Consider the following 11,590-nt stretch of genomic DNA (forward strand, 5'->3'; position numbering starts at 1 on the left):
TGGGCCCCGCGCCGGGACCACGTGCCGGGAACCCTTTGCGTCCTACGGTCTGACCATGGCCGAAATCGGAGCTTCCCCACTCCCCCCGACGCCCCCGACGCAAACGGCGCGCACCCCGCTCGCGCGCGCGGAGCATTTCGTGTGGCTCACCGCGCGCGTACTGGAGCAGCGCCTCTTCGCGTACCACTTCCGCGGCGGCGACGCCGGCCCGGTGGAGACCGCGCTGGACGCCTACCGCAACGAGGACGGCGGGTACGGCCACGCGCTGGAACCCGATCTGCGCGGCCCCGTCAGCCGGCCGTCGCACACCGCGCACGCCCTGCGCGTCCTGGACGCCGTCGGGCGCTGCGGCGGACAGCGCGTGGAGCGGATGTGCCGCTATCTGACCTCCGTGTCCACTGCGGACGGTGCCCTGCCGACGATCCATCCCAGCCAACGCGGGTATCCGACCGCGCCCTTCGTGCCGGTCGTGGACGACCCGCCCGGCGAGCTGCTCGCCACCGGTCCGGTGGTCGGGCTGCTGCACCGCAACGAGGTCTGGCACGCCTGGCTGTTCCGGGCCACGGACTTCTGCTGGCAGGCGGTCGAGTCACTGGGGACCTCGCACCCGTACGAGGTCGAGGCCGCGGTGGCCTTCCTGGACGCCGCCCCCGACCGTCCGCGCGCGGAGGCGGCGGCCGACCGGTTGGGCCGCCTGGTGCGCGAGCAGCGCCTGGCGGTGCTGGACCCGGACGGCCTCGACGCGTACCCGGTCTCCCCCGGCTACGCCCCGGGCGAGCACCACTTCCCCCACGACTACGCGAGGCACCCGCACTCCCTCGCGCGCGCGTGGTTCACGGACGACGAGATGGACCGGTCCCTGCACGCTCTCTCGGCCGAGCAGGAGGAGGACGGCGGCTGGCCCGTGCGCCGGCGCCAGTGGGCGCCCGCCCCCGCCTTGGAGGCGCGCCCCAGGGTGACACTCCAGGCCCTGCGCACGCTCCGCGCGTACGGCCGTCCGGTCGGCTGACCCGGCTCACCCGCCCATGGCCCGCACGCCCGCGGTCACCACCACGGCCGCCGCGACGACGAGCAGGAAGGGCGCGCGCAGCACCAGCGCCACGGCGGCCGCGGCGACGCCCGCCGCCCGCGCGTCCAGCACGAGCGCCTGCCCGTCGGCGAAGGTCTGCTGGGCGGTGAGCGCGGCGAGGAGGGCGACGGGCAGCAGGGCGGCGAGCCGCCGGACGAGAGGCCGCTCCAGGGCGCCCGCGGGCACCAGCAGCCCGAGGAGTTTGACGGCGTAGCAGCCGACGGCGGTCACGCCGATCGCGATCCAGACGCTCAACGCTCTCCCTCCCGCGTGGAGTCCTCGACGGCGCCGCTTCCGCGACGTCCCCGCGCCCACAGGACGGCCGGTGCCGCCAGGGCCGCCACCAGGACGGGCACACCGGCGGGCAGCACGGGCAGCAGGCCGAGTCCCAGGAGGACGGCCAGGGCGGCGACCGCGCGCTCGGTGGTGGCCTTCAGCATCGGCGCGAGCAACGCCAGGAAGACCGCGGGGCCGGCGGCGTCGAGCCCCCATGCGTCGGTGTCCCCGATCGCCTCCGCGCCCAGCGCGCCGAGCAGCGTGGTCAGGTTCCACAGCACGTACAGGGTGAGTCCGGTGACGGTGAACCCGATCCGAACGGCGCGCCGGGTGGGCTGCGCGAGGGCGACGGCCGTCGTCTCGTCGATGACCCACTGCGCGGCGAACGGGCGCACCGCGCGCGGGAGGGCCAGCAACTGCGACAGCCGCAGCCCGTAGAAGGCGTTGCGCACGCCCAGGAAGAAGGCCCCCGCCGCGGCGGTGAGCGGGTTGCCGCCGGCCGCGAGCGCCCCCACGAGCGCGAACTGGGACGCCCCGGTGAACACCAGGAGGCTGAGCGCGCATGTCTGCATGAGTGTCAGCCCGCTGCCGGCCGAGGTCACCCCGAAGGCGAACCCGGACAGTCCGACGGCGATTCCGACCCCGAGGGCGTCCCGTACGACGGCGGCGTCCGACTTGTCTTCGACGACGCCCGTCTCGGGAACAGCTGTCTGTTCTGTCACGCCTCGGACGGTAGGAGAAGCCGCCGTCGCGCGTCTTGTACGTTCTTGCGCTCCCGCTGGTAGGCACCGGGCGGCACGCCCACGATCCTCGCGAAGTGCCGGTTCAGGTGCGGCTGGTCGGTGAACCCCACGGCGACGGCGGCCTCGGACGGCCTCGTACCGGCGTCCAGCAGCCGCCGCGCCCGGCGCACCCGGGCGTCCGTCAGCCAGGTGTGGGGCGGCATACCGTAGGCGTCCCGGAAAGCGCGCAGCAGCGCGAACGGACTGCTCCCGAGCTCCCCGGCGAGCCTTTCCAGACTCGGCGGGTCGGCCATCCGCTCCTCCAGCACGGCACGCGCGCGTGCCGCGATGCCGGCCCCTGCCGTCCGCACCTCCCTGCGCGGCAGCGGCCCGCCGTTCAGCCGCAGCAACCGGGTCACGGCCACCCGCAGCAGGGTGTCGGCGGCGAGCGCGTTCCCCTCGTCGGCGGCCCGCAGCACGCGGTGCACCAGCTCGACGGCGTACGGATCGTCGAGCACCGGCCGGACGAACCCGGGCGTCCCGCGCAGCGTGGTCGTCTCCGCCGCGATCCCGGCCACGAGTTCGGGCGCCGGATAGACGGCCCCGTAACGCCATCCCTCGGGCACTCCGGCCCGCCCCGTGTGCGGGGTGTCGGGATTGACCAGGGCGAGTGCTCCCGCCCCGGCGTACTGATCGCTTCCGCCGTGGTGGAAGACCTCCACTCCGTCGGCGATGGCGGCGATGACGAAGTGCTCGTGGGTGTGGCGTACGAAAGCCTTCCGTATGTACTGGGCCCGCAGCAGATCCACGTCGGGCAGCTCCGCGTACCGCCAGTGCCGTGCCCGCTCGCCCGATGCCGCCATGTCCCCATTCTCCGTCACGGCTGCGGCGAAGCCGGTTCTCCGCCCTTCCCGGGACGGGCAGTCACGGCCCGTCCCGGGAAGGGCGCCCGGGGATCGGCGGCGTACGACTGCCCGTCCTACCCGTCCCGCACGTCCCACCCGTCGGCACCGGGCGCACCGGGCGCACCGGGCGCACCACCGAACAGACCCCCGGGCACCCCGGCACCCCGGCCTCACCGCGGGACGCCGAGCCCGACCGGACGTGCGCCACCCCACCGCACCGGCCCCCGCCACCCGACGGGCCCGCACCGCACCGCACCGCCCATCGGCGCCGGCGCCGGCGGCCCGCACCCGTCCAGCTCAGGCCGATTGTCAGTGCTCGGGTGCACGATGGATCCATGGTCAGCTCCGCACACCGAGCCCTGGACGGCTTCTCCCCCGCGACCCGCGGTTGGTTCACGGGGGCCTTCTCCGCGCCCACCGCCGCCCAGGCGGGGGCGTGGCAGGCCATCTCCGAGGGCTCGGACGTGCTGGTGGTCGCTCCCACCGGCTCCGGAAAGACGCTGGCCGCCTTCCTCGCCGCGCTGAACCAGCTGGCCTCGACGCCCCCGCCCGCCGACCCCAAGAAGCGCTGCCGAGTCCTGTACGTCTCCCCGCTCAAGGCCCTGGCCGTCGACGTCGAGCGCAATCTCCGCAGCCCGCTGACCGGCATCCGCCAGGAATCCGTACGCCTCGGCCTGCCCGAACCCGAGGTCAGGGTCGGCATCCGCTCCGGCGACACCCCGCCCGCCGAGCGCCGTGCCCTGTCCACCCGCCCGCCGGACATCCTGATCACCACCCCGGAGTCCCTGTTCCTGATGCTGACGTCGGCCACGCGCGACGCGCTGACCGGCATCGAGACGGTGATCCTGGACGAGGTGCACGCGGTCGCCGGCACCAAGCGCGGCGCCCATCTCGCACTCACCCTGGAGCGACTGGACGAGCTGCTGCCGAAGCCGGCCCGGCGCATCGGCCTGTCGGCGACGGTCCGTCCGGTGGACGAGGTCGCCCGGTTCCTCGCGCCGCGCGGCAAGGTGGAGATCGTCCAGCCGGACTCGGGCAAGGAGTTCGACCTGTCCGTCGTCGTCCCGGTCGAGGACCTGGGCGAGCTGGGCGGTTCCCCGGTAGCGGACGGCAATGACGGCGCGGAGCGTCCGTCGATCTGGCCACACGTGGAGGAGCGGATCACCGACCTCGTCCAGTCGCACCGCTCCACGATCGTCTTCGCCAACTCCCGGCGCCTGGCCGAGCGCCTGTGCAACAGGCTCAACGAGATCGCGTACGAACGGGCGACCGGTGAGCCTCTGGACGATCACCACTCCCCCGCCGAACTCATGGGCGGCTCGGGGGCCGCCCAGGGCGCCCCCGCGGTGATCGCCCGCGCCCACCACGGCTCGGTCTCCAAGGAGCAGCGCGCCCTCGTCGAGGAGGACCTCAAGGCGGGCCGCCTGCCCGCCGTGGTGGCCACCTCCAGTCTGGAGCTGGGTATCGACATGGGCGCCGTCGACCTGGTCGTCCAGGTCGAGTCACCGCCCTCCGTCGCCTCCGGTCTCCAGCGAGTGGGCCGCGCGGGGCACCAGGTCGGCGCGGTCTCCACGGGCGTGGTCTTCCCCAAGTACCGCGGCGATCTGGTCCAGGCCGCCGTGGTCACCGAGCGGATGCGCAGCGGCGCCATCGAGGCCCTCAGAGTCCCCGCCAACCCACTGGACGTCCTGGCCCAGCAGATCGTCGCGATGACCGCGCTGGACACCTGGCAGGTCGACGACCTGCTCGCCACCGTCCGCCGCGCCGCCCCGTTCGCCTCACTCCCGGAGTCGGCCTTCACCGCCGTCCTGGACATGCTCGCGGGCCGCTATCCGTCCGACGCCTTCGCCGAGCTGCGCCCACGCGTGGTGTGGGACCGGGTCGCCGGGACGGTCACCGGCCGTCCCGGCGCGCAGCGCCTCGCCGTCACCTCGGGCGGCACGATCCCCGATCGCGGCCTCTTCGGGGTCTTCCTCGCCGGGGCCGACCCGAAGAAGGGCGGCGGCCGGGTCGGCGAGCTGGACGAGGAGATGGTCTACGAATCCCGCGTCGGGGACGTCTTCACGCTCGGCACCAGTTCCTGGCGCATCGAGGACATCACGCGCGACAGGGTCCTGGTCTCCCCCGCTCCGGGCGTGCCAGGCAGGCTGCCCTTCTGGAAGGGCGACCAACTGGGCCGCCCCCTCGAACTGGGCCGCGCGCTGGGCGCGTTCCTGCGCGAGGTCGGCTCGCTCACCAAGGAGGACGCCCGGCTCCGCCTGGTCACCGCGGGACTGGACGCCTGGGCCGCGGACAACGTCCTGGCGTACCTCGACGAGCAGCGCGAGGCCTGCGGCCACATCCCCGACGACCGCACCATCGTCGTCGAGCGCTTCCGCGACGAGCTGGGCGACTGGCGGGTCGTGGTCCACTCGCCCTTCGGCGCCCAGGTCCACGCCCCTTGGGCGCTCGCGCTCGGCGCCCGCCTGTCCGAGCGGTACGGCATGGACGCCCAGGTCATGCACGCCGACGACGGCATCGTCCTGCGGCTGCCGGACGCCGACCTGATGGGCCTGGACCTGCTCGACCAGGAACCGTCGAAGCCAGGGCTGGAGTACGACGCCGAGCAGGCGCCCGTCGGCGCGGCCGACGTCGTCTTCGACAAGGGCGAGGTCGACCGGGTCGTCACCGACCAGGTGGGCGGCTCGGCCCTGTTCGCGTCCCGCTTCCGCGAGTGCGCCGCCCGCGCGCTGTTGCTGCCTCGGCGCAGCCCCGGCAAGCGCACCCCGCTGTGGCAGCAGCGCCAGCGCGCCGCGCAGCTGCTCGAGGTGGCGAGCGAGTACGGCTCGTTCCCGATCGTCCTGGAGGCGGTCCGCGAGTGCCTCCAGGACGTCTTCGACGTGCCCGGACTGGCCGAGCTGATGGGCGACCTGGAGTCCCGCAAGGTGCGCCTGGTCGAGGTCACCACCCCGGAGCCGTCCCCCTTCGCCCGCTCCCTGCTCTTCGGATACGTCGCCCAGTTCCTCTACGAGGGCGACTCGCCGCTCGCCGAGCGCCGTGCCGCCGCCCTTTCCCTGGACTCCCGGCTGCTGGCCGAGCTGCTCGGCCAGGCGGAACTGCGCGAGCTGCTCGACGCCGAGGTGCTCACCGAGCTGGAGCGCGAGCTGCAGTGGCTCACCGAGGACCGCCGCGTCAAGGACCCGGAGGGCGTCGCGGACCTGTTGAGGCTGCTCGGTCCGCTCACGGACGCCGAGCTGGCCGAGCGGGGCGCCGAGCCGCAGTGGGCGCGGGAGCTGGCCGCGGCCCGCCGCGCGATCAGGGTGCGCGTCGCCGGCGGCGACCACTGGGCGGCGATCGAGGACGCGGGCCGACTGCGCGACGCGCTGGGCACGGCGTTGCCCGTAGGCGTGCCCGAGGCCTTCACCGAGCCGGTCAAGGACCCGCTCGGCGACCTCCTCGCCCGCCACGCCCGCACCCACGGCCCCTTCACGTCGGTCACCGCGGCGGCCCGCTTCGGCCTGGGTGTGGCGGTCACCGAGGGCGCACTGCAGCGGCTCGCCGCGGCGGGCCGGGTCGTGCAGGGCGAGTTCCATCCGGCCGGCATCGGCCAGGAGTGGTGCGACGCGACCGTGCTGCGCAGGCTGCGCCGCCGTTCCCTGGCCGCACTGCGGCACGAGCTGGAGCCGGTGCCGCCGGCGGCGCTCGGTCAGTTCCTCCCCCAGTGGCAGCACATCGGCAAGGGGCACTCGCTGCGCGGCCTCGACGGACTGGTCCGCGCCGTCGAGCAGTTGCAGGGCGCCTCCGTGCCCGCCTCCGCCCTGGAGAAGCTCGTCCTGCCCTCCCGCGTGGCGAACTACAACCCGGCCATGCTGGACGAGCTCACGGCCGCCGGTGAGGTGGTGTGGGCCGGAGCGGGTTCGCTCCCGGGGAAGGACGGCTGGGTCTCCCTCTACCTGGCGGACGCGGCCCCGCTGCTCCTGCCGCCCCCGCATCCCTTGGAGACGACCGCCCTCCACGAGTCCGTCCTGAGCACCCTCTCGGGCGGGTACGGCCTGTTCTTCCGGCAGATCGCGGATCAGGTCCGCGCCACCACCCACCCGGACGCCACCGATCCGCAGTTGGCCGACGCCCTGTGGGACCTGGCCTGGTCCGGACGCCTGACGAACGACACCCTCGCCCCCCTGCGCTCCTTGCTGGGCTCCGGCCGCACCGCGGGCTCCACGGCCCACCGCGCCAAGCGCGCGATGCCACGCGGGCGCTACGGCTCGCTGACGGCCGCCGCCCGCCCCGCGTCCCGCACCGGCCCGCCGACCGTCGCGGGCCGCTGGTCCCTGCTCCCGGTCCGCGAGGCCGATGCCACGGTGCGCGCCCACGCTCTGGCCCGCACGCTCCTGGACCGGCACGGCGTGGTGACCCGCGGCGCAGTCGCCGCCGAGGGCGTCGAAGGCGGCTTCTCCGCCGTGTACCGCATCCTTGCCGCGTTCGAGGAGAGCGGACAGGCCCGGCGCGGCTATGTCGTGGAGGGACTGGGTGCGGCGCAGTTCGCCATGGAGGGTGCCGTGGACCGGTTGCGCGCGGTCTCGAACGCCCGGGAGCGCGGCGAGGATCCGACCGGGCGGCCGGACGTCACCGGAGGCGGCCTCCAGACCCACGTGTCACCCGACGGCTCCGACAGTCCGGTTGACCCGGTCTTCGGCGGCTCCCCCTTCGACGACTTCCCGTCCGGCGGTCACGGGGACATCGACGCCCCGGACCGACCCGGCGACGTCTTCGCGGTCCCTCCGCGGCTTCCGCCCTCCCGGGGTGACCACATCTCCCCCCGCGACTACGCCGAGCCCGGCGCCGGCGGTCCGCGCGGAGGCGGCGCCCACGGCGGCTTCGGCGGCCCCCGCGGTTCGTACGACGCCGGGTTTCCGGGCCGTCGCGGCCGCGCCTCCGCCGGTCCGCAGGCTGTCGTGCTGGCCGCCGCCGATCCGGCCAACGCCTACGGCGCGGCCCTCGGCTGGCCCGAAGCGCCGGCCGGTGCCACGCACAAGCCGGGCCGCAAGGCGGGCTCCCTGGTGGTACTCGTCGAGGGCGAGCCGACGCTCTACGTGGAGCGCGGCGGCAAGACGCTCATGCTCTGGCCCTCCGCCCCGGACGGCCTGCCCACGGACGACCCTCGTCTGCGGGCGGCCGCGGAGGCGCTCGCCTCTGCCGCCCGCGCCGGTTCCCTCGGCACGGTGACGGTGGAGCGGGTCAACGGCGCGGCGGCCCTCACGTCCCCCTTCGGCCCGCTCCTGGAGGAGGCGGGGTTCATCGCCACGCCGCGCGGCCTGCGCATCAGAGCCTGAGTCTGCCAACCTTGACCCATGCCCGAAGGAGATACGGTCTGGCAGGCCGCACGACGGCTGCACGACGCCCTCGCGGGCAAGGTGCTGACCCGCAGCGACTTCCGCGTGCCCCGGTACGCCACGGCCGATCTCACCGGCCGTACGGTCCTGGACGTCACCCCGCGCGGCAAACACCTGCTCACCCGGGTCGACGGCGGCCTGACGGTGCACTCGCACCTGCGGATGGACGGCTCCTGGAAGGTGTTCGCGGCCGGTCAGCGCTGGAGCGGCGGCCCGGCGCACCAGATCAGGGTGATCCTCGGCACGGCCGACCGCACGGCCGTCGGCTATCGCCTCCCGGTGCTGGAAATCCTCCGCACCGCCGACGAGGAACGCGCCGTCGGTCATCTCGGCCCGGACCTGCTGGGCCCGGACTGGGACCCCGAGCAGGCCCTGGCCAACCTGCGTGCGGACCCCGCCCGCCCGCTCGGTGAGGCCCTGCTCGACCAGCGCAATCTCGCCGGTGTCGGCAACGTCTACAAGTGCGAGCTCTGCTTCCTGCTCGGCGTCACTCCCTGGCTCCCCGTCGGGGACCTGCCCGCCGCACACGCCGTGAAGCTGCCCGCGCTCGCGAAGAGGCTCCTGGAGGCCAACCGGGACCGCCCAGTCCGTCGTACGACGGGTCTGCGCGGTCATGACCTGTTCGTGTACGGCCGGGCGCCCCGCCCTTGCCTGCGCTGCGGCACGTCGGTCCGCGTGGCGGACCAGGGCGACGGCTCCCGGGAGCGTCCCACGTACTGGTGCCCGACCTGCCAGCCCGGGCCCGCGCCGCGCCCGGGCGGCCGCACCGGTACCGGGCCGCGGCACGGGCCGGGGTGACTCGAGCCGGCGAGCTGAGGCGACGCGCCGAGTCAGAGCGCCGAGCCGACGGGCTCAGCCGGCGAGCAGGCCGTCCATCTGGCCGACCGCCTCGCGCAGCCCCTCCTCCATGCCCATCTTCGCGAGCTGCTCCATCTGCTCCCGGGTGTCGAAGGCCGAGCGCATCTCCATACGGGTGCCGCCGTCGTGCTCGGTGAGCGTGACCCGGGTCGTGATCGTCGGCATGTCGGCACTCGGCACGCCGTCCGCGTCGGAGAATCCGTCGGTGAACTCCAGGGACGTCGGCGCGTCGACCGAGGTGATCCGCCACCACCCGCGGTGCTTGTCACCCTCCGGTCCGGTCATGACGTACGTGACGTCTCCGCCCGGGGTCAGGTCGTACTCCTCCACCGTCGCCGGATAGGTCGGCGGGCCCCACCAGCGCTCCAGCTGCCGCGGGTCGGACCACAGCTGCCACACCCGCTCGACGGGCGCCGCGAAGTCCGCGATCAGGGTGAAGGTCAGGTTGTCGAGATCCTTGTCCAAGCTGGTGACACTCATCAGCTCTGTCCTTCCGTCGGGTCGTGTGCATCGGGTTCCGCGTCCTGGGCGAGCAGATGGGACATCCGCTCCACCCGGCCACGCCAGGCCGTCTCCAACTCGTCCAGTGCTTGCCGGGCCCGGCCCACGGCGTCGGGGTCGGTGCGCACGATCTGCTCCCGTCCGCGGCGCTGCTTGACCACCAGACCGGCCCGCTCCAGTACCGCGACGTGCTTCTGCACCGCGGCGAAACTCATCGGATAGGCCTCGGCCAGTCGCGACACCGACAGGTCGTCCCGTACGCAGCGACGCAGGATGTCGCGGCGCGTCGTGTCGGCAAGGGCCTGGAACAAGCGGTCCACGCCCTCTTCGGCCACTTCGGAAACCCCATCTACAACCATTTGGTTGTACGTTAGCTCGGTCACGTCCCGATGTAAAGCTCCGCACGCCGGCGGCCACTCACGGCCCGCCCGAGCGCGAGGAGTTCGAGCGCGCCTCCGACCGGGACGGCGAGGAGGCCGAGGCACCGCCGGCCCCATGCCGCAGGGCCCGTCGCCACCGCCCCGCGCTCAGGACGCCCGCTGCCCGGCGCCTGGGCGCGCAGTGCACCGGCAGCACGCTCAGCCCCCAGCCACCGACCGCGACCGCCCCTTCGAGCACCCCGGCGCCGGGCTCCAGCGCCAGACGCAACACGGCCCACCACCACAGCGCACCGAGCCCCAGCGCGGCCGCCCGGCAAGCAGCCCGCGCGGAGGTCATAACCGCGTCATCCGTTTTCGGCCTGGAACATCCAGTGCTGTTTCTCCAGGTCGGCCGTGATCTGGATGAAGATGTCCTGGCTCACGGGATCCGGGTCCCCGGTCGCCTCGATCCGCTCCCGCATCCGCCCGATCACCGCACCCAGGGCGTCCACGATCGTCCGTACCGCGGTGGTGTCGTCGACCCACCCTTCCGGGGTCACATCGATGCCGCTGCCGACGGCCACCGTCGCGGCACGCCCGTCCGGGGACACACCGAGCGCCGAGGCGCGCTCCGCCACGGTGTCGGAGTGCGTACGCGCGGTACCGACGAGTTCGTCGAGCTGAAGGTGTACGGAACGGAAGCGCGGACCGACCACGTTCCAGTGGATCTGCTTCGCCACCAGCGCCAGATCCACCAGGTCGACGAGGCCGCCCTGCAAGGCCTCGGACACGGTCTTCAGGTTCGCGTCGGACAACGGGCTCTTCACGACGTACATCCACACCTCCGTCGGTCGGCCCCCCGGCCATGCCCCTCCACCATGACCGCACCACCGGAGACCGGCAAACCGGGCGAAACCCCCACCGGCGCGCGTCACCCGCCCATGCGAGACCTCACGGGCATACGCAAAAACCCCGACCGCACCTCCCCGGGACCTCCCGGAGAGACCCCGGCCGGGGCCTCACACGCACACGTTCTCGACGCTCAGGCGGCGACGACGTCCACTGCCTCGGCGGGCGCCTTGATGGTCACCCGTTCCGGTGGCACACCGGTCACCGACACGGAACCCAGCATCGGGCGCACCGGTGCCGGTACGGTCTCGCTGGGCGTGGCCGCGGCCGACTGGGCCAGCTCGGCGAGGGCCAGCTCGTCGCTCACTTCCCGCATGAGTTCGGACATCCGTACGTCCAGCGCGTCGCAGATGGCGGAGAGCAGCTCGGAAGAAGCCTCCTTCTGCCCCCGCTCCACCTCGGAGAGATAGCCGAGTGAGACTCGGGCGGACGAGGAGACTTCGCGCAGAGTACGGCCCTGGCGCTGGCGCTGCCGACGCAGCACGTCACCCAGCAGGCGACGGAGCAGAATCATCGGTGGCTCCCTCCTCGGACCGTGTAACCGCATCCTTCACGCCCCACCGTACCGCCTCGCGCCGCGGCCGTGCGGGGAGCGATGTCGTGTTCACTCAGGGCTGCA

General features: G+C 73.8%; 11 protein-coding genes. 3 read left to right on the top strand and 8 right to left on the bottom strand.

The genetic code is table 11. From position 1 onward, the window contains the following. Positions 1-55: 55 nt before the first annotated feature. Positions 56-1,009, top strand: coding sequence for a hypothetical protein (locus tag ACIQ6R_RS29880; RefSeq protein ID WP_404224691.1), 954 nt, complete (start codon positions 56-58; stop codon positions 1,007-1,009). Positions 1,010-1,015: 6 nt separating this feature from the next. Here ACIQ6R_RS29880 and ACIQ6R_RS29885 read toward each other — a convergent pair whose 3' ends face one another. The 3 genes from ACIQ6R_RS29885 to ACIQ6R_RS29895 are packed head-to-tail and all read right to left on the bottom strand — an operon-like array spanning position 1,016 to position 2,930. Beyond that, a complete protein-coding gene (locus tag ACIQ6R_RS29885) occupies positions 1,016-1,324 on the bottom strand; it encodes an AzlD domain-containing protein (protein WP_210962765.1) in 309 nt (102 codons plus the stop codon). Next, positions 1,321-2,067 carry an AzlC family ABC transporter permease gene (locus tag ACIQ6R_RS29890; RefSeq protein ID WP_404224693.1) on the bottom strand — a complete coding sequence of 249 codons (747 nt, stop codon included), beginning with the start codon at positions 2,065-2,067 and terminating at the stop codon, positions 1,321-1,323. Before ACIQ6R_RS29890 ends, ACIQ6R_RS29885 begins: the two co-directional genes overlap by 4 nt. Next, a complete protein-coding gene (locus ACIQ6R_RS29895) occupies positions 2,064-2,930 on the bottom strand; it encodes an AraC family transcriptional regulator (RefSeq protein ID WP_404224695.1) in 867 nt (288 codons plus the stop codon). The genes ACIQ6R_RS29890 and ACIQ6R_RS29895 overlap by 4 nt, the downstream gene beginning before the upstream one ends. 377 nt (positions 2,931-3,307) lie before the next feature. Here ACIQ6R_RS29895 and ACIQ6R_RS29900 point away from each other — a divergent pair, with 377 nt between their 5' ends. Together ACIQ6R_RS29900 and ACIQ6R_RS29905 are read left to right on the top strand one after the other, a co-directional pair. Then, positions 3,308-8,284, top strand: a complete 4,977-nt coding sequence (locus tag ACIQ6R_RS29900) for an ATP-dependent helicase (RefSeq protein ID WP_404224696.1) — start codon at positions 3,308-3,310, stop codon at positions 8,282-8,284. A gap of 18 nt (positions 8,285-8,302) precedes the next feature. Next, positions 8,303-9,142, top strand: a complete 840-nt coding sequence (locus ACIQ6R_RS29905) for an Fpg/Nei family DNA glycosylase (RefSeq protein ID WP_404224698.1) — start codon at positions 8,303-8,305, stop codon at positions 9,140-9,142. Positions 9,143-9,196: 54 nt separating this feature from the next. Here ACIQ6R_RS29905 and ACIQ6R_RS29910 read toward each other — a convergent pair whose 3' ends face one another. From ACIQ6R_RS29910 to ACIQ6R_RS29930, 5 genes are all read right to left on the bottom strand, one after another. Beyond that, positions 9,197-9,682 carry an SRPBCC domain-containing protein gene (locus ACIQ6R_RS29910; RefSeq protein WP_404186858.1) on the bottom strand — a complete coding sequence of 162 codons (486 nt, stop codon included), beginning with the start codon at positions 9,680-9,682 and terminating at the stop codon, positions 9,197-9,199. Then, positions 9,682-10,062: an ArsR/SmtB family transcription factor gene (locus ACIQ6R_RS29915; RefSeq protein WP_404224723.1), complete on the bottom strand. Its 381-nt coding sequence runs from the start codon at positions 10,060-10,062 to the stop codon at positions 9,682-9,684. Before ACIQ6R_RS29915 ends, ACIQ6R_RS29910 begins: the two co-directional genes overlap by 1 nt. Positions 10,063-10,120: 58 nt before the next feature. Then, positions 10,121-10,420: a hypothetical protein gene (locus ACIQ6R_RS29920; RefSeq protein ID WP_404224700.1), complete on the bottom strand. Its 300-nt coding sequence runs from the start codon at positions 10,418-10,420 to the stop codon at positions 10,121-10,123. A gap of 7 nt (positions 10,421-10,427) precedes the next feature. After that, entirely contained in the window at positions 10,428-10,898 is a 471-nt protein-coding gene (locus ACIQ6R_RS29925) for a Dps family protein (protein ID WP_404224702.1), read from the bottom strand. A gap of 206 nt (positions 10,899-11,104) precedes the next feature. Then, complete coding sequence (locus tag ACIQ6R_RS29930) at positions 11,105-11,485, bottom strand: helix-turn-helix domain-containing protein (RefSeq protein ID WP_007387871.1); 381 nt, start codon at positions 11,483-11,485, stop codon at positions 11,105-11,107. Between the last annotated feature and the right edge of the window lie 105 nt (positions 11,486-11,590).

It is taken from the genome of Streptomyces sp. NPDC096048 (assembly GCF_044763415.1).
Taxonomy (GTDB): domain Bacteria; phylum Actinomycetota; class Actinomycetes; order Streptomycetales; family Streptomycetaceae; genus Streptomyces.

Excerpts from the sequence above, each read along its gene's own strand:
- ACIQ6R_RS29920 (WP_404224700.1), bottom strand. The coding sequence starts at position 10,420 with ATGACCTCCGCGCGGGCTGCTTGCCGGGCGGCCGCGCTGGGGCTCGGT.
- ACIQ6R_RS29905 (WP_404224698.1), top strand. The coding sequence starts at position 8,303 with ATGCCCGAAGGAGATACGGTCTGGCAGGCCGCACGACGGCTGCACGAC.
- ACIQ6R_RS29900 (WP_404224696.1), top strand. The coding sequence starts at position 3,308 with ATGGTCAGCTCCGCACACCGAGCCCTGGACGGCTTCTCCCCCGCGACC.
- ACIQ6R_RS29925 (WP_404224702.1), bottom strand. The coding sequence starts at position 10,898 with ATGTACGTCGTGAAGAGCCCGTTGTCCGACGCGAACCTGAAGACCGTG.
- ACIQ6R_RS29930 (WP_007387871.1), bottom strand. The coding sequence starts at position 11,485 with ATGATTCTGCTCCGTCGCCTGCTGGGTGACGTGCTGCGTCGGCAGCGC.
- ACIQ6R_RS29880 (WP_404224691.1), top strand. The coding sequence starts at position 56 with ATGGCCGAAATCGGAGCTTCCCCACTCCCCCCGACGCCCCCGACGCAA.
- ACIQ6R_RS29895 (WP_404224695.1), bottom strand. The coding sequence starts at position 2,930 with ATGGCGGCATCGGGCGAGCGGGCACGGCACTGGCGGTACGCGGAGCTG.
- ACIQ6R_RS29915 (WP_404224723.1), bottom strand. The coding sequence starts at position 10,062 with ATGGTTGTAGATGGGGTTTCCGAAGTGGCCGAAGAGGGCGTGGACCGC.
- ACIQ6R_RS29910 (WP_404186858.1), bottom strand. The coding sequence starts at position 9,682 with ATGAGTGTCACCAGCTTGGACAAGGATCTCGACAACCTGACCTTCACC.